The 20,687-nt window shown below is 67.7% G+C and carries 21 protein-coding genes; 7 read left to right on the top strand and 14 right to left on the bottom strand.

Annotated features, from left to right (window positions below; genetic code table 11):
- Positions 1-56 precede the first annotated feature (56 nt).
- Positions 57-1,322, bottom strand: coding sequence for an NAD(P)/FAD-dependent oxidoreductase (locus AUP43_RS14885; RefSeq protein WP_084462839.1), 1,266 nt, complete (start codon positions 1,320-1,322; stop codon positions 57-59).
- A 99-nt stretch (positions 1,323-1,421) separates the two neighbouring features.
- Between AUP43_RS14885 and AUP43_RS14880 the strand changes: the two genes are divergently transcribed.
- Positions 1,422-2,666, top strand: coding sequence for an MFS transporter (locus tag AUP43_RS14880; protein WP_067558772.1), 1,245 nt, complete (start codon positions 1,422-1,424; stop codon positions 2,664-2,666).
- A gap of 67 nt (positions 2,667-2,733) precedes the next feature.
- Positions 2,734-3,978 carry an SLC13 family permease gene (locus AUP43_RS14875; RefSeq protein WP_067558769.1) on the top strand — a complete coding sequence of 415 codons (1,245 nt, stop codon included), beginning with the start codon at positions 2,734-2,736 and terminating at the stop codon, positions 3,976-3,978.
- Here the strand turns inward: AUP43_RS14875 and AUP43_RS14870 are convergent.
- From AUP43_RS14870 to AUP43_RS14820, 12 genes are all read right to left on the bottom strand, one after another.
- Positions 3,975-4,640 carry a haloacid dehalogenase type II gene (locus AUP43_RS14870; protein WP_067558766.1) on the bottom strand — a complete coding sequence of 222 codons (666 nt, stop codon included), beginning with the start codon at positions 4,638-4,640 and terminating at the stop codon, positions 3,975-3,977. The two genes, AUP43_RS14875 and AUP43_RS14870, sit on opposite strands and share 4 nt — an antisense overlap.
- A gap of 7 nt (positions 4,641-4,647) precedes the next feature.
- Complete coding sequence (locus tag AUP43_RS19615; RefSeq protein WP_269746878.1) at positions 4,648-4,776, bottom strand: hypothetical protein; 129 nt, start codon at positions 4,774-4,776, stop codon at positions 4,648-4,650.
- 59 nt (positions 4,777-4,835) lie between these two features.
- Positions 4,836-6,128, bottom strand: a complete 1,293-nt coding sequence (locus AUP43_RS14865) for a c-type cytochrome (protein ID WP_067558764.1) — start codon at positions 6,126-6,128, stop codon at positions 4,836-4,838.
- Positions 6,129-6,130: 2 nt separating this feature from the next.
- Positions 6,131-6,523 (bottom strand): hypothetical protein, encoded by a 393-nt coding sequence (locus AUP43_RS14860; protein WP_067558757.1) that lies wholly within the window; start codon positions 6,521-6,523, stop codon positions 6,131-6,133.
- A 29-nt stretch (positions 6,524-6,552) separates the two neighbouring features.
- The gene (locus AUP43_RS14855; protein WP_067558755.1) at positions 6,553-7,656 is read right to left on the bottom strand and encodes a formate dehydrogenase subunit gamma; all 1,104 of its coding nucleotides are present in this window, start codon (positions 7,654-7,656) and stop codon (positions 6,553-6,555) included.
- A gap of 20 nt (positions 7,657-7,676) precedes the next feature.
- Positions 7,677-7,904: a hypothetical protein gene (locus AUP43_RS14850; protein ID WP_067558752.1), complete on the bottom strand. Its 228-nt coding sequence runs from the start codon at positions 7,902-7,904 to the stop codon at positions 7,677-7,679.
- A gap of 124 nt (positions 7,905-8,028) precedes the next feature.
- Positions 8,029-8,628 carry a formate dehydrogenase FDH3 subunit beta gene (gene fdh3B / locus AUP43_RS14845; protein ID WP_067558749.1) on the bottom strand — a complete coding sequence of 200 codons (600 nt, stop codon included), beginning with the start codon at positions 8,626-8,628 and terminating at the stop codon, positions 8,029-8,031.
- Between the two features lie 19 nt (positions 8,629-8,647).
- Positions 8,648-11,530 (bottom strand): molybdopterin-dependent oxidoreductase, encoded by a 2,883-nt coding sequence (locus AUP43_RS14840; RefSeq protein WP_067558746.1) that lies wholly within the window; start codon positions 11,528-11,530, stop codon positions 8,648-8,650.
- Positions 11,531-11,568: 38 nt separating this feature from the next.
- Positions 11,569-11,775: a twin-arginine translocation signal domain-containing protein gene (locus tag AUP43_RS14835; protein ID WP_067558779.1), complete on the bottom strand. Its 207-nt coding sequence runs from the start codon at positions 11,773-11,775 to the stop codon at positions 11,569-11,571.
- Between the two features lie 29 nt (positions 11,776-11,804).
- The gene (locus tag AUP43_RS14830) at positions 11,805-12,383 is read right to left on the bottom strand and encodes a TorD/DmsD family molecular chaperone (RefSeq protein ID WP_232315195.1); all 579 of its coding nucleotides are present in this window, start codon (positions 12,381-12,383) and stop codon (positions 11,805-11,807) included.
- A 239-nt stretch (positions 12,384-12,622) separates the two neighbouring features.
- Entirely contained in the window at positions 12,623-13,318 is a 696-nt protein-coding gene (locus AUP43_RS14825) for a DUF3306 domain-containing protein (protein WP_067558741.1), read from the bottom strand.
- On the bottom strand, positions 13,311-13,862 hold the full coding sequence (locus AUP43_RS14820; RefSeq protein ID WP_067558738.1) for a DUF3305 domain-containing protein: 552 nt from the start codon (positions 13,860-13,862) through the stop codon (positions 13,311-13,313). The genes AUP43_RS14825 and AUP43_RS14820 overlap by 8 nt, the downstream gene beginning before the upstream one ends.
- A 161-nt stretch (positions 13,863-14,023) precedes the next feature.
- Between AUP43_RS14820 and AUP43_RS14815 the strand changes: the two genes are divergently transcribed.
- Positions 14,024-16,060: a 4Fe-4S binding protein gene (locus AUP43_RS14815; RefSeq protein ID WP_067558735.1), complete on the top strand. Its 2,037-nt coding sequence runs from the start codon at positions 14,024-14,026 to the stop codon at positions 16,058-16,060.
- On the opposite strand, the gene AUP43_RS14810 is transcribed toward AUP43_RS14815, so the two are convergent.
- Positions 16,057-16,893 carry a phytoene/squalene synthase family protein gene (locus tag AUP43_RS14810; RefSeq protein WP_067558732.1) on the bottom strand — a complete coding sequence of 279 codons (837 nt, stop codon included), beginning with the start codon at positions 16,891-16,893 and terminating at the stop codon, positions 16,057-16,059. The two genes, AUP43_RS14815 and AUP43_RS14810, sit on opposite strands and share 4 nt — an antisense overlap.
- A gap of 81 nt (positions 16,894-16,974) precedes the next feature.
- Between AUP43_RS14810 and AUP43_RS14805 the strand changes: the two genes are divergently transcribed.
- The 4 genes from AUP43_RS14805 (at position 16,975) to AUP43_RS14790 (ending at position 20,569) form a co-directional block, all read left to right on the top strand.
- The gene (locus tag AUP43_RS14805; protein ID WP_067558730.1) at positions 16,975-17,754 is read left to right on the top strand and encodes a squalene/phytoene synthase family protein; all 780 of its coding nucleotides are present in this window, start codon (positions 16,975-16,977) and stop codon (positions 17,752-17,754) included.
- On the top strand, positions 17,751-18,599 hold the full coding sequence (gene hpnD, locus AUP43_RS14800) for a presqualene diphosphate synthase HpnD (protein ID WP_067558727.1): 849 nt from the start codon (positions 17,751-17,753) through the stop codon (positions 18,597-18,599). The genes AUP43_RS14805 and hpnD overlap by 4 nt, the downstream gene beginning before the upstream one ends.
- Positions 18,599-19,828 carry a hydroxysqualene dehydroxylase HpnE gene (gene hpnE, locus AUP43_RS14795; protein ID WP_067558724.1) on the top strand — a complete coding sequence of 410 codons (1,230 nt, stop codon included), beginning with the start codon at positions 18,599-18,601 and terminating at the stop codon, positions 19,826-19,828. Before hpnD ends, hpnE begins: the two co-directional genes overlap by 1 nt.
- 144 nt (positions 19,829-19,972) lie before the next feature.
- The gene (locus AUP43_RS14790) at positions 19,973-20,569 is read left to right on the top strand and encodes a superoxide dismutase (protein WP_067558721.1); all 597 of its coding nucleotides are present in this window, start codon (positions 19,973-19,975) and stop codon (positions 20,567-20,569) included.
- Positions 20,570-20,687 lie beyond the last annotated feature (118 nt).

The following is a 20,687-nucleotide window of genomic DNA, read 5'->3' as shown; positions in this document are numbered from 1 at the left end:
CCCCGGCAGGGGAGAGGGAAGGCTGGGACACTTTTGGGGTCTACGGAGGGCAACCGTCAGCGGAAGCGGCGGTCGGCGGCGTAGGGGGTCAGGTCGAGGGGGGAGCCGCGGCCGGCGATCAGATCGGCGACCAGGCGGCCGGTGAACGGGCCGAGGGACAGGCCCATATGGCCGTGGCCGAAGGCCAGCACCGTGTTGGCATAGCGCGGCGAGCGGCCGATGACCGGCTTTGAATCCGGCGTCGAGGGGCGGAAACCAAGCCATTCGCGGGTCACCTCCGCTTTCAGGCCGGGCAGGCTGCGGTCGGCCAGGGCCAGCATCCGGCGGATGCGGGTGAAATCGCCCGGCGCGTCCAGCCCGGCCAGCTCCACGCCGCTGGTCAGGCGCAACCCGTCCTGCATCGGCGCCAGCACGAAGGAATCGTCGGCGATGTAGGTCGGCCGGCCGACGCTGGGCGCGCCCTCCGGCAGCTTAAGGTTCAGATGGTAGCCGCGCTCGGTATCCAGCGGCACCGGCGCGCCGACCTGGCCGGCCAGCGCCTTCGACCAGGCCCCGGCGGCGATCACCAGCCGGTCGACCGGATAGATGCCGAGGTCGGTGACGATCTTCTCCGGCCCGTTCGGCCCGATCTCCAGCCGGCGCACCGTCTCCTGCCGGATCAGGCCGCCCTGGGCGCGGAAATGTTCGGCATAGGCGGTGACCAGCTTGTGCGGCCAGGAGACGAAGCCGGCATTGGGATCGAACACGCCGCGCGGGAAGCGGCGCGCCAGATGCGGCTCCAGCTGGCCGATCTCGTCGCCATCCAGCACCTGGAAGCCGACGCCGCAGGCGGTCATCAGCTCCCGGTCCATCGCGCTGCCGGCGAACCCCGCCTCGCTGCCATAGAGCTTCAGCCAGCCGACGCGGCGAATAATGCCCTCCGCCCCGGTCAGCTTCACCAGCGCCTCGTGCTCGTCATAGGCGCGGCTGACCAGCGGATGCAGCTCGCGGGAAATCCGCCGCACCCGCTCGGGCGATCCGGCGCGCAGGAAATTCACCAGCCAGGGGGCGATGCGCGGCAGGTGCCGCCAGCGCAGCGCGAAAGGCCCGGCGGGATCCAGCAGCATGCCCGGCACCTTCTTCCACAGGCCGGGCATCGAGGTCGGCATCACGCCGCCCACGGCGATCACCCCGGCATTGCCGAAGGAAGCGCCGGTGCCCGGCGGCCGCGGGTCGATCACGGTGACGCGGTGGCCGTCCTGCTGCAGATGCAGGGCGGCGCTCATGCCGACGATGCCGGCCCCGATAATCGCGACGTCACGGGGAGGTATGCTGGGAGTCATGAATAAGGCCATTCCGAGACATTTGGCGCACACAGCTTATCAAGCAAATAGGATCATGTTCTACTATCCTCCTACCGCACGAAGAATATCGATAGAGCCTTGATCCAGACCATCGTTACGTTGAGCGCGCTGCTGCTCTCCGCCGGCATCCTTTTGACCGGCAATGGCCTGCAGGGCACCCTGCTGGCGGTGCGCGGCAATCTGGAGGGTTTTTCGCCCTCCACCGTCGGCCTGCTGATGGCGGGCTATTTCGCCGGCTTCATCATCGGCTGCGTGATCGCCCCCCGGATCGTGCGCCGGGTCGGCCATATCCGCGCCTTCGCCGTGTTCGCGGCGGTGGCGGCCTCGGTGATCCTGCTGCATGCGCTGATCGTCGATCCCCTGGCCTGGACCCTGCTGCGCGGCGCGAACGGCATCTGCCTGGCCGGGCTGTACATGATCATCGAGAGCTGGCTGAACGAGCGCAGCCCGAACGAGCTGCGCGGATCGGTCATCTCGATCTACCGCATCGTCGATCTGACGGCCACCACCGGCGGGCTGATCCTGCTGACGCTGGCCGACCCGATGGGTTTTCCGCTGTTCTGCCTGGTCGCTATCCTGATCTGCCTCGGCCTGGTGCCGGTGGCGCTGACCCGCACCATGGCCCCGGCCCCGGTGGAGCAGGTGCAGATAAGGCTGCGCCGGCTGTACCGGCTGTCGCCGCTGGGCGTGATCGGCTGCCTGGGCTTCGGCGTGGCAAGCGGGGCGTTCTGGGGCATGGGGCCGGTCTATGCCCAGGCCGGCGGGCTGCCGCTGGACGACGTGGCCTATTTCATGGCCGCGATGATGATTGGCGGGGCCATCGCGCAATGGCCGATCGGCTGGCTGTCGGACAAGTTCGACCGCCGCACCGTGCTGACCGTGGTGCTGTTCCTGGCCAGCGCCGCCGGGCTGGCGCTGGTGCTGATATTCGGGCAGTCGCCCCGGATCATGCTGGCGGGTGCGGCGCTGTTCGGCGCGACGATGATCCCGATCTATTCGCTGTGCATCGCGCACGCCAACGACTTCATGCAGCCCAGCGATTTCGTCGAGGGTTCCTCCGGCCTGCTGCTGGTGAACGGCATCGGCGCGGTGATCGGCCCGCTGGCCGGCTCGGCGCTGATGGAGGCGGCCGGGCCGCGCTATCTGTTCGCCTTCACGGCTGTGGTGCATGCCGCCGTGGGGCTGTTCGCGCTGTACCGCATGACCCGCCGCGCCGCCAAGCCTGCCGACGAGCAGAGCAGCTTCGTCGCCGTGCCGCGCACCTCGCCCGCCGTGTTCGCCATCGACCCGCGCTCGCAGGAGGCGGCGAAGGCGGCGGAATAGCGGGACGACCCTGGACCGGGCGGCGGTTTCGGTGCAGAAAGGCTGACCTTTCGCCACCATTGCCGCCATGACCGAAACCGTCGATACCGGCCTGATCCTGACGATCTTCGTGCTGACCTATGTTGGCATGGCGCTGGGGCGTTTTCCGGGGCTGCGGATCGACCGTACCGGCATCGCCCTGCTGGCGGCGATCCTGCTGGCGGTCAGCGGCGCGGTCACGCCGCCGGCGGTGGTGGAGGCCATCGACTTCCCCACTTTGTTCATCCTGTTCGGGCTGATGATCCTGTCCGCGCAGTACGATGCCAGCGGCTTCTACGACTGGTGTTCGCTGAAAATATCGGGCTTCGGCCGGTCGCCGGTCATTTTGCTGGCCTATACGGTCGGGGCGGCGGGGCTGCTGTCGGCCATCCTGGCGAACGATGTGGTGGTGTTCGCCATGACGCCGCTCTTGTGCCTGGGTATCCGGGCGCGCGGTCTCGATCCCCGGCCCTATCTGATCGGCCTCGCCGGGGGAGCCAATGCCGGCTCGGCGGCGACCATGATCGGCAACCCGCAGAACATCCTGATCGCCCAGCTCGGCGATCTCGATTTCTGGCCGTTCCTGGCGGCCTGCGGGGTGCCGGCGCTGATTGGCCTCATCGCCTGCCACGCCACCATCTGGCTGGTCTGGCGCGGCCGGTTCCAGGCCGCGCTGATCGACGGCGACAGCCTGCCGGCGATCCGGCTCGATCGCGGCAGCCTGATCAAGGCGCTGGTCGGCACGGCGGCGCTGCTGGCGCTGTTCGCCGCCCCCCTGCCCCACGCCATCGGCGTGCTGATCATCGCCGCCGCCTTGCTGGTCAGCCGCCGGGTGGCGACGCGGCAGATGCTGGACAAGGTGGACTGGCCGCTGCTGGTGCTGTTCGCCGGGCTGTTCGTGGTCACCGCGGCGCTGGAGACCACGGGCCTGCCCGCCGACGCGGTGGCGATGCTGGCCGCGGCCGGCCTGTCGCCGGATCGGCTGGCGGTGTTGCTGCCGGTATCGCTGATTGGCAGCAACACCATCGGCAACGTGCCGGCGGTGATCCTGCTGCTGGCGGTCTGGCCGGATTTGAGCGCCCAGACCCTGTACGGCCTGGCGATCCTGTCCACCCTTGCCGGCAACCTGCTGATCATCGGCAGCTTGGCGAATATCATTGTGGTCGAGCGGGCAAAAAGCGTCGGCGTGACGCTGGGCTTTATCGAGCATGCCCGCTGCGGCGTGCCGATGACGCTGCTGTCGCTGGCCGGGGCCGGCCTGTGGCTCTGGCTGACCGGGCTGATGCCGCTCTAGCCGGCCAGCTCGACCAGATCGGTGAGGTAGCGGATGCTGTGCGCCGGCTTCGCCCCCAGTTCCTCCGCCTGGCCGCTGATGCGCTGGATCCAGGCGACCGGGAAGCCGTAATAGCTGGCCCCCGCCACGTCGAAGCCGTTGGAGGAGACGAACAGAATGTCCCCGGCCGGCAGCCCCAGCGTGTCGACCACAATGTCGTAGGCCTTGTGATGCGGCTTGAAAACCCGCACCGGATCGACGCTGATCACCGCGTCGAGCAGCGTATCGAAGCCGGCATGCTTGACCACCGCTTCCAGCATCGCCGGGCTGCCGTTGGAGGAAATCGCCAGGCGCACGCCCTTGGCCTTCAGCGCCCGCAGCGCCGCCGGGGCTTCCTCATGCGCGTCCAGCCTCAGATATTGCCCCATCAGCCGCTCGATATCGGCCGGCGCGGGCTCGATGCCCTGGTTCTTCAGCGCATAGACCAGGCCGGCGCGGGTGACCGACCAGAAATCCTCATAGCGCTCCATCAGGCTGCGCAGCCAGCTATATTCCAGCTGCTTTTGTCGCCACAGGGCGGACAGGGCCGCCGCCTTGCCGGGATACATCTGCTCCAGCAGGGCGCGCACCGAATGCACGTCGAACAACGTGCCATAGGCGTCGAACGCGATGGCGCGGATCATGGCTTGCCTAGAGCCGGACGGAGCCCTTATGCGACTGATAGAGCTGCGCAGATGGCGATTGCACGCTGTTCAGGATCATGCCGGCGCCGATGGCGACGACCAGAATGGCGATCAGGCTGCACAGAAACGCTTTCATCTCTACCTCCCCTCGGGCAATGCCCGTTTTACGCATTATACGCCAATCCCGAACGCCCGTCAGCGGGGCGTCGTCACCTGGCGCAGATAGTCGATCAGCGCGTCGCGATCCTCCGGATTGACCAGCTTCTGCAACGGCATCTTGCTGCCCGGCGTCACCACATCGGGGCCGCGGGTGAACAGGTCGGCCACATTCTCCTCGGTCCAGACGATATCGCCCTTGCGCAGCGCCTCGGAATAAGGGTACCCCGCCACCGTGCCCATGCGCCGGCCGAAGATATTGTGCAGCGTCGGCCCGGCGCGGTTGCCGCCATCCGGCGTCACCGTGTGGCACGGCCCGCAGCGCTTGAACAAGGCCGCCCCGCGCTCGTTGCCGGCATTGGCCATGGCGGGCGGCGGCGCGGCGGCAACCGGCGTTTCAGCCGTGATCTCCTGCCCGTTCGCGGTGTCCCACAGCCGGATCAGACCGTCATTGCCGGCGGCGAGCAGCCGCGCGCCATCGGCCGAGAAGGCGATGGACCAAACCGCGCCTCGGCGTGGGCCAAGCACCTGCGGCTTGTCCGCCGGCGTGCGGTACAGGCGGATCGTGCCGTCGATGCCGGCGGAGGCGAAGCCGCCCCCCGGCGCGCGCGCCAGATCGAGCACCGGCCCGCGATGGCCGAGCAGCGCCTGGATTTCCTTGCCCTGCTCGATATCCCACAGCCGCACGCTCTCGTCCGTGCCGCCGGAAATCACGCGCTTGCCGTCGGCGGAGAAAATCACGCTGTTCACGCCGAACTCATGGCCGCGCAGCTCGCGAATTTGCACGCCGTCGCCGGTGCGCCAGACGCGGATGGTGGAATCGTAGCCGGCGGTCGCCGCCAGCGCGCCATCGGGCGACAGGGCGATATCGTTCACATTGCCCTGGTGTCCCTCGAAGCGCAGCAGCTCCGCCCCGGTTTCCATGTCCCACAGCCGGGCGGTGCCGTCCCAGGCGGCGGACCCCAGCCGGTTGCCGCTGGCGGCCAAGGCGACAACGCGTCCCTGATGGCCGGCGAAGCGGCGCAGCGGTTCCGCCCGGTCGGCCTGCCACAGCAGCAGATCGCCATCGTCGCTGGCGCTGACCGCCCGGCGATCGGCGAGCATGAGAACCGCGTTCACCGCGGCCTTGTGGCCGTGCAGCGTGGCCAGCGCCCGGCCGGCCGGCAAATCCCAGAACATGACCGCGTAATCGAAGCTGCCGCTGACGGCCAGCCCCTCGGCCGGGGCGGCGGCGACCGCCTTCACCGGGCCGCCATGGCCGGCAAGCTGGGCCGAGGCCGGCGATGTGGCCAGCAGCAGGGCGAGGCCCAGGAATCCCGCCGGGGAGCGCATCGCTATGGGCGGCTGGTGTTCCGGGTGGTCTGGCGGCGCGCTTCCACGCCGATATCGTCGCCGGTGCGGTAGGATTCGGTGGCCGAATTGGCATAGCCGGTGGTCAGATGCTCGAACGCCGGCAGCGGCGCGCCGGTCATCGGATCAACCAGGATTTGCACCACCTGGAAGGCGCTGCTGCCGGCGCCCTCGCCGGCCTTGCGCATCATGGTGACGGCATAGACCACCTTGTCGCCATGCCGGGCCGGCTTCACCTTCAGCACCTGCACCGGATAGGCCTCGGCGATCTTGTCTGCGACTGCCTTTTCGCTCAGCGCGGCCTGCGCCGCGGCCGGCGCGACGCCAAGCAGACCGGCCAGGACAAGGCCGGCCGCCGCCAGGGTTGTGGTGCGCATTACTCGCTCCGTTCGTTCCGGATACCGGCTCAATCGTCGTGGCCGGCCGCGGGCGCGCGCCCGCCGGGCAGATGGGCGTCGCGCTCCTTCTGCTTCACTTCGTCGACCCACAGGCTGTGATGCTCCTTGGCCCAATTCTCATCGACCATGCCGCTGCCCATGGCGTCGAATGCGCCTTCCATGCCGATGGTGCCGATATAGATATGGGCGAAGATCATGACGATCAGCACCAGGCTGACAATGGCGTGCCAGAGCTGCGAGAGCTGCATCTCCTGCATCATCGTCAGATTCTCAGGCAGGCCAAAGCCGAAGATGTTCAGGAAGGCGAAGGTCTTGCCGAACAGCGCCAGCTCGAACGGGAACAGCAGGGCGATGCCCGACAGGCTGACCGAGATGCCGCCCAGCGCAACGGCCCAGAACACGATCTTCTGGCCGGCGTTGAATTTTCGGGCCGGCGGATGGTTGCCCTTGCCGAACAGCCCGCCGCCCTTGGCCAGCCAGTTCAGATCCAGCTTGCCGGGGATATTGTCCTTCACCCACAGCACGATGATCATCGCCAGCCCCAGCATGAAGGCGAAGGCGATGTAATTATGCATGTATTTGCCGGCGATGGTGATGGCGGAGAAAATCTCCGGCCCCAGCAGCGGCAGCAGCACATAGCGGCCATAGAGGATGTTCAGCCCGGTCAGCGCCAGCACGATGAAGCTGACGGCAGTCAGCCAATGGGCGAAGCGCTCGATGCCGTTGAACCGCTCGATGCGGCGCGGGCTGGGCCCATGCTCGATGCGCACCCGGCCGCGAATCAGGAAGAACAGGGCCAGCAGGCCGATCATCCCGATCATGCCCCACACACCCCAATTGGACATCGGGCCGTTGCGGAAGGCGCGCCAATTCTCGCCTTCGGACTGCACCAGAACGCCGGCCTGCTTGTTCGGGATGGATACATAGCCGCGCTCGCCATTGCGGATCGAGCGCCAGACATCCGACTTGCCGGGGTCGGCCGGGGCCGCCTGCTGGGCGACGGCGTCGCCGCCAGATCCGGCCAGCCGCTCCACAGCCGGGCCGCCGCCGAGCAGCAGCAGGGCCAGGGCGAGAACGGTCAGCGCGCGCGGGATTAAGGTGGCGATATTCATGATCCGGCTCTCCCCCTTGCTCACATCCACTGCTTTTCGGCGCGCTTGTTCAGCTCGTCGATCTGCGCCGGGTCCAGCTTGCCGCCATCGACATTCTTGCCGATATAGTGGCCCTTATCGAACAGCAGGACACGGTCCTGCTCCTCCTCCCGGCAGCCTTGCAGCAGTCCGCCGGCCAGGACCAGCAGGCCCAGCGCCAGGAAGGCGGCGCGGCGCGGTTTCGGTACCTCAGTCGCATGAAGCGTCATGGCAATGCGTTCCTTGCCTGCGAACGCCTTGACGGCGCCCCTTGTTCTTCAACGTCGATGGCCGTTCGGCCTGTTCTGTAAAAAAAGCGGCGGGGAGAGTTGCGCCCTCCCCGCCCGCTCCTTATCAGCCGCCGGCCTTCGCTTCGTAGGCCGTGCCCCAGCCCCAGGCGCCGGAGCCGAAGCCGCGCGCCACGACGCGCTCGCGGTAGATGTTCGACACCACATCGCCGTCGCCGGCCAGCAGCGCCTTGGTCGAGCACATCTCGGCGCAGAGCGGCAGCTTGCCCTCGGCGATGCGGTTGCGGCCGTATTTGCGGAATTCGGCCTCGGAGCTGGCCGCCTCTTCCGGCCCACCGGCGCAGAAGGTGCACTTGTCCATCTTGCCGCGGGTGCCGAAATTGCCGGCCTGCGGATATTGCGGCGCGCCGAACGGGCAGGCGTAGAAGCAATAGCCGCAACCGATGCAGGTTTCCTTGTTGTGCAGCACGACGCCCTCGGCGGTCTGCACGAAGCAGTCCACCGGGCAGACCGCCATGCAGGGCGCGTCCGAGCAATGCATGCAGGCGACCGAGATGGATTTCTCGCCCGGCTTGCCGTCATTGATGGTCACGACGCGACGGCGGTTGATGCCCCAGGGCACCTCATGCTCGTTCTTGCAGGCGGTGACGCAGGCATTGCATTCGATGCAGCGCTCGGCGTCGCAGAGGAATTTCATGCGGGCCATATCTAACGTCTCCCTGTCTTTATGCGCGCTCGATGCGGCAAAGCGTGGTCTTGGTTTCCTGCATCTGGGTCACCGAGTCATAACCGTAGGTCTGCGCGGTGTTGGTCGATTCGCCCAGCACGTAGGGATCGGCGCCCTGCGGGTATTTCGCCCGCAGATCCTTGCCCTGGAAGTGGCCGCCGAAATGGAACGGCATGAACGCCACGCCCTTGCCGACACGCTCGGTCAGCATCGCCATGACGCGGACCTTGCCGCCTTCCGGACCGGCCACCCAGACCATCTGGCCGTCCTTGATGCCCAGGCTGTTAGCGTCGAACGGGTTGATCTCGACGAACATGTCCTGCTGCAACTCGGCCAGCCAGGGGTTCGACCGGCTCTCGTCGCCGCCGCCCTCATATTCGACCAGCCGGCCGGAGGTGAGGATGATCGGGAACTCCTTCGAAACGTCCTTCTTCTGGATCGATTCGAACAAGGTCGGCAGACGATGCAGCTTGCGATCCTTGTAGGTCGGGTAATCGGCCACCAGGTCGCGGCGCGGGGTGTAGAGCGGCTCGCGGTGCAGCGGGATCGGGTCCGGGAAGTTCCAGACCTCGCACCGCGCCTTGCCGTTGCCATAGGGGGCGCAGCCATGGGCGATGACGACGCGCTGGATGCCGCCCGACAGGTCGGTCTTCCAGTTCACCGCCTCGATCTTGGCGCCGCCGACCTTCTGGATCGACGCCATTTCCTCGGCCGTCAGATCCTTGTCCCAGCCCAGCTTCTGCAGGATGGCCATGGTGAATTCGGGATAGCCGTCCTCGATCTCGGAGCCGACCGGCCAGGAATTCTCCGCCAGCAGGGTCTGGCCGTTGCGCTCCAGCCCGAAATTGACGCGGAAGCCCATGCCGCCCTTCGCCACCGGCAGCGAGATATCGTACAGGTTCGCCGAACCGGTATGCTTCATCTCCGGCGTGCCCCAGCACGGCCAGGGCAGGCCGTAGAACTCGCCATCCGCCGGGCCGCCCACGGCGCGCAGGCTGACCTTGTCGAAGGTCGCCTGATTGGCCATGTGCATCTTCAGCCGTTCCGGCGACTGGCCGGTATAGCCGATGGTCCACATGCCCTTGTTCCACTCGCGGGTGATGTCCTCGATGCTCGGCTCGTTGCCGTTCACCGCGATGTGCTTGAACATCTCCTTGTCGAAGCCGAACTTCTTGGCGAAGCGGTACATGATCTCGTGGTCGGTCTTCGATTCGAAGATCGGGTCCACCACCTTGTCGCGCCACTGCACCGAGCGGTTCGAGGCCGTTACCGAGCCATAGGTCTCAAGCTGGGTGCAGGCCGGCAGCAGGTAGCAGCCATCCTTGCGGTCGTGCAGCACGGCCGAGACGGTCGGCACCGGATCGATGACGACGAGAAGGTCCAGCTTCTCCATCGCCTTCTTCATGTCCGGCAGGCGGGTCTGGGAGTTCGGGGCATGGCCCCAGAACACCATCGCCTTGATCTGGTCGGGCTGGTCGATATTGCCCTTTTCCTCCAGCACGCCGTCGAACCAGCGCGACACCGGAATGCCGACCTTCTCCATCATGTCTTTCGAGGCGAAGCGGCCGAGGAGATAATTATAGTCGACATCCCAGACCCGCGCCCAATGGGCCCAGGAACCGGCGGCCAGGCCGTAATAGCCCGGCAGCGAGTCCATCACGACGCCGAAATCGGTGGCGCCCTGCACATTGTCGTGACCGCGGAAGATGTTGGTGCCGCCGCCGGCCACGCCGACATTGCCCAGCGCCAGCTGCAGGATGCAGTAGGCGCGGGTGTTGTTGTTGCCGTTGGTGTGCTGCGTGCCGCCCATGCACCAGACCAGCGTGCCGGGCTTGTTGGTCGCCATCAGCCGGGCGACGCGCTCAAGCTGCGAACCGGGAACGCCGGTGACGCGCTCGGTCTCCTTCGGGTCCCACTTGGCGACTTCGGCGCGGATCATGTCCATGCCGTAGACGCGCTTGGCGATGAAGTCCTTGTCCTCCCAGCCATTCTCGAAGATGTGCCAGAGGATGCCCCAGATCAGCCCGACATCGCTGCCCGGGCGGAAGCGCACATATTCGTCGGCATGCGCGGCGGTGCGGGTGAAGCGCGGATCGCACACGATCAGCGGCGCGCCGTTCTGCTCCTTCGACTTCAGGATGTGCTGCAACGACACCGGGTGCGCCTCGGCCGGGTTGCCGCCGATGAAGAACAGCAGGCGGCTCTTCATCATGTCGTTATAGCTGTTGGTCATCGCGCCGTAGCCCCAGGTGTTGGCGACGCCGGCGACCGTGGTGGAATGGCAGATGCGGGCCTGATGGTCGATATTGTTCGTCCCCCAGAACCCGGCGAACTTGCGGATCAGGTAGGATTGCTCGTTGCTGTGCTTGGCGGAGCCGAGCCAATAGACCGAATCCGGGCCGGCCTGCTCGCGAATCTGCAGCATCTTGTCGCCGATCTCGTCGATCGCCTGCTCCCAGGACACCCGCTCCCACTTGCCGTTGGCAAGCTTCATCGGATATTTCAGCCGGCGCTCGCCATGGGTCAGCTCGCGGATCGCGGCCCCCTTGGCGCAATGCGAGCCCAGGTTGAACGGGCTGTCGAAGCCCGGCTCCTGGCCGGTCCACACGCCGTTCTGCACCTCGGCTATGACCGTGCAGCCCACCGAGCAGTGGGTGCAGATCGTCTTCACCTGCTTGATCTCGCCGCCGAACTTGGGCGAGGCCGCCTCGGCCTTGCGCACCATGCCGCCGCCCAGCGTGCCGGCCAGCGCCACGCCGCCGGCGGTAAGGCCGGAGCGCTTCAGGAAGGTGCGGCGGTCCATCGTCGCGCCGCTGAGGCTGGCCAGCGCCTGCGTCAGGCGCGACCGGCCGGCTACTGCATCGGATTTCTTTTTGAGCATCTCTTGTCGCTCCCCAACTGCTCGGGCCTGATGGCCGCTTAGTAACCGGCGGTCCGGTAGGCCGCCTTGACATGGTCGGTCAGACGATAGCCCTTGCCGGCCTCGTCCTGCGGCGCGGCGGTGGCGGCAACCGCCTCGCCGCCCACGCCCGCCACCGCGACGGCGGCGCCGGCCGCGGCGCCCACGCTGGCGAATTTCAGGAAATCGCGGCGATCCGTCGAAATCGGCTTTTCATCCCGCTTCATGCTGCGCCCTCCTCGGTTGGCTTCCATCGTCATTCTTCCATCGCAAAGGCCGTCTGCTCGATATCGAGCAGCAGGCGGCCGATCGTGCCGATCGGCTGATACAGGGTGGCCGCCTGGGCACGCTCCAGATCGGCGAAGAACCGGCCGGCCCAGGACAGGATGTGCCGGTCGAAAAACTGCTTCTGGGTCGCCAGGTCGGCGGGCTCCCCGAAGGAACCCGCGATCAGGCCGGCCATCATCTCGCACAGGGCGGCGATATGATCCTCCGGCTCCTTCACGTCCTGCGAGCGCGCGATGCCCAGCGTCGCCATGTCGGCGCGCAGATGGGCCAGCGGCTTCTCATGCAGGAAACCGGTCAGGTAATAGGAGCCGTAGGGCATCAGCTCGCCCCGATTCAGGCCGATGAACAGCGCGGTATATTCCTCGCGCGCGGCCTCCACCGTGGTCTGCGCCACCAGCTTGGCGAGAATGCCGATGGCCGTGCCAAGGGGCGTGTCGTCGCCGGTCATGCGGGCGGCGATATCGAGCAATTCCTTATCGGGAGGGGAAGCCAGGAAGCGCGCGACGAAGCCGTAATAGTGTGCGCGCAGGATATCTTCCTCCGACACAATACGACTCTCGATAGTGCGCGAGTACGCCATAGGCGGCATCTCTTCCCGGTCCGTATCCATATGCGCCGCTCTTATGAGTGGTCGCGATTATTGGTCTTACCAGACAAGTTAAAACATGTGTAACGAAGCGTCCACATGAAAACTTGATCGGACGATAAGTTCGCAAGCAGAACTGCGGTTCAGACGCACTTCTTCAAGTGATAATTATTCGCAGTTGCAGAGAAACAAATGCTCAACTAAGAATGATTATCATTTTCGTTGGAGATTTTCTTCGCCACCGTCTCTGGCGGCGTCTCGCCCGGATCGAGATCGGCCGCTTCGCCTTCCGCGTCCGTTTCGCTTCCGGCATCCGTCAACGCCTCCGGCAGCGCCTCTTGCGCCGGCTCCGCCTCGGCGACGGCGTCCGGCTCGGCCGCCCGCTCCGCCGCGTCGAGCAGCTTGCGCGAGGCGCGATAGACCGAATCATTCTCCGCCACTTCCGCGTCGCTGAGGAATCCCTGGCCCAGCTTCCAGGAGGTCTTCATTCCCTCCACCACCGTGGCCGCGTCGGTGTAATCCTCGGCATAGTCGGTCAGCCCGTCCTGGAAGGCGTAGATCGGGTCCGACGCCCACAGCTTGCGCAGGGCGCGGCGGCGCAGGCCGCTCGGCACGCCGCGCTGCATGAAGGCGCTGAAATCGGATTCGGCCGTCAGGCTCTCGATATCCGGCAGCGCCTTGGGTTCGGCCTCGCCCTTCTCCCCCTCCATGGCGGCGGCGTCGGGCTGCGCCGGGACGGCCAGCGCCTGCTCCTCCGGCGGCAGCTCGGACGGTATGGCGGGCTGCTCTTCCGGCAGCACCGGGGCGGCGCCGGCGCGGCGCTGGCCGGCTTGCCGGTCGGTGTGGCGGGTCTGCTGCTTCAGCCGCGACCAGCGGCCGAGAAAACCGTCAGCCATTGCCGCCGCCTTTCACCGGCCCGCGAACCGGCTTGCCATAGACATCCAGCGGCACCGGCGATGCGCCCTGCTGGTTCCTGTGCTTGTCGCGCTGGCGCTTGATGAAGGGCTGCTCGACATGGTGCTGGTCGACATAGGCCTGCAACCACGCCATCACCGAATCGGGCATCGGCACGGCATCCACCAGCTCGTCGCCGCTGATCGAATATTCCTCCGATTCGTAGGGCGACAGGGTGACCAGATGCGGCCGGAACGGCGTATCCTCGCCGGCGTCCGGGTCGCGGCGCAGCACGACATAGACCGAGGGCCGTGCCATCGACAGATTATGCAGATAGGCCGGCGTCTGGCTGCGATACAGCTCCGCCGTCAGCGTGCCGACATGAAAGCGCGCCCAGCCCGGCCCGGCCATCATCTCCTGCCAGCCCGCCACCGGCCCGGCGCCCGGTATCACCGCGACGGGGCGGAAAACCCAGGGTTGCCAGCGATTGCTGCTCTCGCGCCGCTCCACCACGATGCCCAGCGGCAGCGTTTCCGTCCGCTCCATTCAATCCTCAACGTATCCTCGACCTTCTGTCCCCGCCGCGCTATTTCGCTGCGCCGCGAGTCGGCCTTGTTGCAGCCGAGTGGTCGTACCAGCAATATATAGCGCAAAATAACCCGCTTCTCACCAGGCGGGAAAAACATCGGATATTTTGAGGAACGAGAATGACCACCGCCCAGCGCCGGATTCTGGCCTGCACCTGCCGTGGCACCATGCCACTCGACGAGAAGGCGCTGAGCGCCGCCTGCGGGCAGCCCGTCGGGCCGCTCCATACCGAGCTGTGCAGGGCCGAGATCGACAGCTTCCGCCGCGCCGCCGCCAAGGGCGATCCCTTCATCGTCGCCTGCACGCAGGAAGCGCCGCTGTTCACCGAGGTGATGGAGGATGACGGCAGCGACGCGCCGGTCGGCTTCACCAATATCCGCGAGCAGGCCGGCTGGTCGGAGCAGGCCAGGGCCGCCACGCCGAAGATCGCCGCCCTGCTGGCCGAGGCGATGGTGGAGATCCAGCCTGCCTCCAGCGTCACGCTGAAGTCGGAGGGGGTGTGCCTGGTCTATGGCCGCGACGAGGCCGCCATCGAGGCCGCGCGCCAGCTTGCCGGGCGGCTGGACGTCACCGTGCTGCTGAGCCGGCCGCGGGACGTCATCCCGCCGCGCATCATGGATCTGCCGATCTTCAAGGGCACCATCGCCGGGGCCAAGGGCCATCTGGGCGCGTTCGAGATCATGGTGAATGATTACGCGCCGGCCGACCCCTCCTCCCGTGCGGTGCTGGCCTTCGAGCCGGGCAAGAACGGCGCGGCCTCGCAGTGCGACCTGATCCTGGACCTCTCCGGCGACGCGCCCTTGTTCCCCTCGCATGAGCGGCGCGAGGGCTATTTCCGCCCCGATCCCGGCAATCCGGCGGCGTTGCAAAAGGCGCTGCTGCGGATGACCGACCTGGTCGGCGAATTCAGCAAGCCGCGCTATGTCGATTTCCACGCCGAGCTGTGCGCCCACAGCCGCAGCCGCAAGATCGGCTGCACGCGCTGCCTGGATGTCTGCCCGGCCTCGGCCATCACCTCGGCCGGCGACACGGTGGCGATCGATCCGTTTATCTGCGGCGGCTGCGGCGCCTGCCATTCGGTCTGCCCGACCGGGGCGGCCAGCTATGCGATGCCGGACAGCACCGCCATCCTGGCGCGGCTGCGCACGCTGCTGGCGACCTACCGCACCGCTGGCGGCAAGAATCCGGTGATCCTGGTGCATGACGAGCGCGCCGGGGCCGACCTGATCTCCCTGCTGTCGCGCTTCGGGCGCGGGCTGCCGGCCAATGTGATTCCCTTCGCGGTGAACGAGGCGACGCAGACCGGCCTCGATCTGCTGGCCGGCGCGCTGGCCTATGGGGCGGCGCAAATCGCCGTGCTGGTCTCGCCGGCCCGGCGCGGGGAGCTGAGCGGCCTGGCCCAGCAGGCCGGCATCATGGAAAGCGCGATGAGCGGCCTGGGCTACGAGAGCGGCCGAATCTCCGTGCTGGTCGAGGACGATCCCGACCGGCTGGAGGCCGCCCTCTACGGCCTGCCCGGCGTGGCCCCGGTTCCCGGCGGCGATTTCCTGGCGCTGGGCGGCAAGCGCTCCACCCTGACGCTCGCCTTCGCGCATCTGCACGATGTCGCCCCCGCGCCGGTGGATACCGTGCAGCTCGCGGCCGGCGCGCCGTTCGGCACGGTCGTGGTCGATGTCGAAGGCTGCACGCTGTGCCTGTCCTGCGTGTCGGCCTGCCCGACCGGGGCGCTGCGCGACGATCCCGACAAGCCGTTCCTGGGCTTCCAGGAAGATGCCTGCGTGCAGTGCGGCCTGTGCAAGAACACCTGCCCGGAAAAGGTCATCACGCTGGAGCCGCGGCTGAACTTCACCGCCGAGGCGCGCGGCGTGCGGCCGCTGAAGCAGGAGGAGCCGTTCCACTGCGTGCGCTGCAACAAGCCGTTCGGCACCAAAGGCTCGGTCGAGCGCATCGTCGCCAAGCTGGAAGGACATTCCATGTTCGCCAACCCGGCGGCGCTGGAGCGCATCAAGATGTGCGAGGATTGCCGGGTGATCGCGCAGTTCGAGGGGCCGGCCAATCCGCTGGCCGGCAAGCCCCGCCCGCTGACCCGCACCACCGACGATTACATCCGCGAGCGCGAGGAGGCGGAGAAGAAGGACGATCCGACCAAGGTCTAGTACCGCCCGCGCAGCGCCGCCCAGGTCAGCCGCCAGGAGGCCAGCGGCGACTTCTCGCCCAGGCGCGGGTCGTATACATCGTGGCCGTTCTTCGCCAGCAGCCCGAGGTGCGCATCGGCCAGCGTCAGCGGCAGCAGCGCCGCCAGCGCCGGCTTCGGCACGGCGCCGCGCATGGCCCTGGCGGCGGCCATGTTCCCGCGCGCCGCATCGGCGATGGTCTCCACGCAGCGCCGCAGCCCGTCCGGCTTGCGCAGATCGTACAGCGCCTGGATATCGACCGCGTGCTCCCGCAATAGGGAGGCCGGGATGTTCACCCAATGGTCGCGGGCATGGAACGGGATCGCCCGCACCAGCCCGGTCAGCGCCACGGCGATGCCGGCCGGCGTCGCCGCCTCGGATGCAGACGCGCCCAGAACCTCCAGGCACAGCGCCGTCAGCGTGCTGGACGTGCCCTCGGCATAGGCCAGCAGCGCCGGCATATCGGCCGGCGGTTCCTCCGTCAGATCCTGGGCGCGGGCCTCGATCATCCGGTCTAAATGTGCGCGGGTGAGGCCGTAGGCCGCCACCGCCTTGGCCAGTTCCTGCACCACCTCATGCTGACGCGGCTGGCCCTGGTAGATTTCGCCGATCGCGTCGCGCCACCAGGTCAGGCGGATTTCGCCCAGCAACGGCTCCGACACGACCGACCGGGTCTTGGCGATCTCCTGGTTGAAGGCGTACAGCGCGAACAGCGCCTCGCGCCGCTCCGCCGGAGCGAACAGGCAGGTCAGGAAGCGCTCCGGGTCGTTCCGCCGCACCTCGCGGGCGCAGTAGGACAAGGCGGCTTCGGACATGGGAAAGGCTCCGGCAGGGTGGGCTTGGCGGCACCCGTCCTATATAGTTCCCGGCGCGCCGCCAAGCCACATTGGAAGCCAATGCCCGCACAATCCACCCTGCGACACGATGACTACGCCTCCGGCAAGGGAGCGGCGCAGGAGAATTTTCCCGTCGCCTCCTATCTGCTGCCGGCGGCCGAGCGGGCGGAGATACTGGCCTTCTACCGCTTCGCCCGCGCCGCCGACGACATCGCCGACCACCCGTACTTAACACCCGCCGGGAAGCTAGCGCTGCTTGACCGCATGGCGACCGCCCTGCCCGTCAGCGGCGCCGCGCATGCCGCCGAACTGCTGATCGCCTTCCGCCAGGATGCGGTGCAGTCGCGCTATGCCAGTTGGGACGCGCTGATGGGCTATTGCCGCTATTCCGCCGCCCCGGTCGGCCGCTTCCTGCTCGATCTGTTCGGCGAGGAGCGCGCGTTGTGGCCGCGCGCCGACGCGCTGTGCGCCGCCCTGCAGGTGCTGAACCATCTGCAGGATGTGGCGCAGGATTACCGCAACCTCGACCGGCTCTACCTGCCGCAGGACTGGCTGGCCGCCGAGGGCGCCGATGGCGCCATGCTGACCGCCGGATCCACCGCCCCGCCGCTGCGCCGGGTGCTGGACCGGGCATTGACCGAAACGGCCGCGCTGCTGGCGCTTTCCCGCCCGCTGGCCGGCCGGATGCGCCATCGCGGCCTGAAGCGGCAGACCGCCATCGTGCAGGCCTGCGGCGAGCGGCTGCTGACCCGGCTGCGCCGGCAGGACCCGCTGGCCGGCCGCGTGCGGCTGACCGCGCTCGACAAGCTGCGCTGCGCGCTGGCGGGCATCGCGCCATGAGCGCGCTCGCCGAGCAGGCGCATGTGCAGGCCATCGTGGAACGCTCGAAAAGCTCGTTCTATTGGAGCATGCGGCTGCTGCCGCCCGCCAAGCGCCAGGCGATGTTCGCGATCTACGCCTTCTGCCGCGAGCTGGACGATATCGCCGACGGCCCGCTGCCACTGGCCGAGAAACGCGCCCTGCTGGAGGATTGGCGGCGCGAGATCGCGGCGCTCTACGCCGGCCATCCCGCCCATCCGATCGCCCGCGCGCTGGTCGAGCCGGTCGAGCGCTACGGCCTCGACCGGCGCTGGTTCGAGGAGATAGCCGCCGGCATGGCGATGGATGCCGCCGGCGATATCCGCGCGCCCTCGATGCCGGAATTGCAGCTCTATTGCCGTCGGGTGGCCGGCGCGGTCGGCATGCTGTCGATTGCCGTCTATGGCGCCAAGGGCCGCGACGCCGCCGATTTCGCGCTGGCGCTGGGCGATGCCGTGCAGCTCACCAACATCCTGCGCGACCTGAAGGAGGATGCGGCGATGGGCCGGCTATACCTGCCGGCCGAGATGCTGGAGGCGGTCGGCATCCGCGAGACCGAGCCCTCTGCCGTGCTGGCCCATCCCGGCATGGCGCGCATCGCCGTCGCCATGGTCGACTGGGCCGACCAGCGCTATGACGATGCCGAAGCGGCTTTGGCGAAATGCGACCGCGCCGCCCTGCGCCCGGCCATCGTGATCCTGGCGACCTATCGCCGGCTGCTCGACCGGCTGGTCGAGACCGGGCTGCCGGCCGATCATCGCGTGCGGCTGAGGCTGGGCGAAAAAATCTGGATCGCGCTGCGCAGCGCCGTGACGCTGAAGCCCTGATGGCCCGCCGGCTGCACGTTATCGGGGCCGGCCTCGCCGGCCTGTCGGCGGCGCTGCATGGGCTGGCGGCGGGCTGGCGGGTGACCCTCCACGAGGCGGCAGGCCAGGCCGGCGGGCGTTGCCGCTCCTACCATGATCCGGTGCTCGGCCGGCTGATCGACAATGGCAATCACCTGCTGCTGTCGGGCAATCGCGAGACGATGGCCTATCTGCGGCGCATCGGTGCGTCGGGCACGCTGACCGGGCCGGACGCGGCCCGCTTTCCCTTCCTGGACCTGGCCGGCGGCGCGCGCTGGACGCTGCGCCCCGGCTGGTCCCTGCCCTGGTCCGCCGCCCGCCGCGCGCCGGGCACTAGGGCGCGCGACTATCTGCCCTGGCGGCTGCTGACCGCGACCGCCAGCGCCACCGTCGCCGAGTGCCTGCCCCCGGGAACGGCGCTGGAACGGGTCTGGCGGCCGCTGCTGGTCTCCGCGCTCAACACCCCGCTGGAGCACGCCTCCGCCCGGCTGGCGGGCCGCCTGCTGCGCCAGACGTTGCTGCGCGGGGAGGCCGCCTGTCGCCCGCTGATCGCCGCCGACAGCCTGGATGCCAGCCTGATCGACCCGGCCCTGGCCACCCTTGCCCGCGCCGGGGCCGATATCCGCTTCCATCGCCGCCTCACCGGCATCGAGCGCAGCGGCGCGGGGGCCACGGCGCTGCTGTTCGACGCCGAGCGGATCGCGCTGGACAAGGACGCGGCCATCCTGGCCGTGTCTGCCCCTGCAGCCGATTCCTTGCTCGATCTGGGGCTGCCGCTGGAACATCAGGCCATCGTGAATGGGCATTTCCGGCTGGAAACACCCTTCTCCCTGCCGGGTGGTGAGGCCTTCCTGGCGCTGGTCGGCGGCACAGCGGAATGGCTGTTCCGGCGCGGCGGCGTGATCTCCACCACCACCAGCGCCGCGAACGGTCTGGCGGAAAAGCCGGCGGAGCAGATCGCCGCCCTGCTCTGGGCCGATATCGTGCGGGCGCTGGAACTTCCAGGCGATTCGGCGGTTCCCTCTTACCGCATCGTGAAGGAAAAGCGCGCGACGCCGGCGCAGACGCCGGCCTTTCTGGCCGCTCAACCCCGCCCCAGCCATCGCCGCAACCTGGCGCTGGCGGGCGATTGGGTGGCCACCGGGCTGCCCTGCACCGTCGAAAGCGCCGTCCGATCCGGCCGCCTCGCCGTAGAAGCCGTAAGCAACTAAGGGTTTTTACGGGCTTTTCATGGCTTTAGGATTGGCCTACATGATGGGTACCCGGCGACCGCGCTTCGTCGGGTATCTTCTCGCAAGCCGCCGCCCCACCATCGGCGTCTTCCAGCGCAACGGAATTAGCCAACGAGGAGTCCCATGCCCTTCGAACTTCCGGCCCTGCCCTATGAGCAGACCGCCCTTGAGCCGCACGTTTCGGCCAACACGCTGAGCTTCCATCACGGCAAGCACCACAACACCTATGTGGTCAATCTGAACAAGATGATCGACGGCACGCCGCTGGCCTCCAAGTCGCTGGAGGAGATCATCCTGGAGAGCGCCGGCGATTCCTCCAAGGCCGGCATCTTCAACAACGCCGCCCAGGTGTGGAACCACACCTTCTTCTGGCATTCGATGAAGCCGAATGGCGGCGGCAAGCCGACCGGCGCCATCGCCAAGAAGATCGACGAGGCCTTCGGCTCCTACGACAAGTTCGCCGAGGAATTCAAGGCCGCCGGCGCGGGCCAGTTCGGCAGCGGCTGGGTGTGGCTGGTCGAGGATGGCGGCAAGCTCGCCATCATGAAGACCCCCAACGCCGAGCTGCCGATGACCAAGGGCAAGAAGGCGCTCATCACCTGCGACGTGTGGGAGCACGCCTACTATCTCGACTACCAGAACCGCCGCCCGGACTTCCTGACCGCCTTCCTGGACAAGCTGGTCAACTGGGACTTCGCGGAAAAGAACCTCGCCGCCTGAGGCCGGGTTTCACAAGCGACGATGCGGGGGCCTCTTGGCCCCCGTTTTCGTTTCGGGACGCTGGGCGGTTCTTCCGCCGCCGGACCCTTCGAGACGCCTGCTGACGCAGGCTCCTCAG

The sequence above is a fragment of the Oceanibaculum pacificum genome (assembly GCF_001618175.1).
Classification (GTDB): domain Bacteria; phylum Pseudomonadota; class Alphaproteobacteria; order Oceanibaculales; family Oceanibaculaceae; genus Oceanibaculum; species Oceanibaculum pacificum.
Note: the sequence above shows the minus strand (reverse complement) of the source record. Positions and strands in the feature narration are given on the sequence as shown.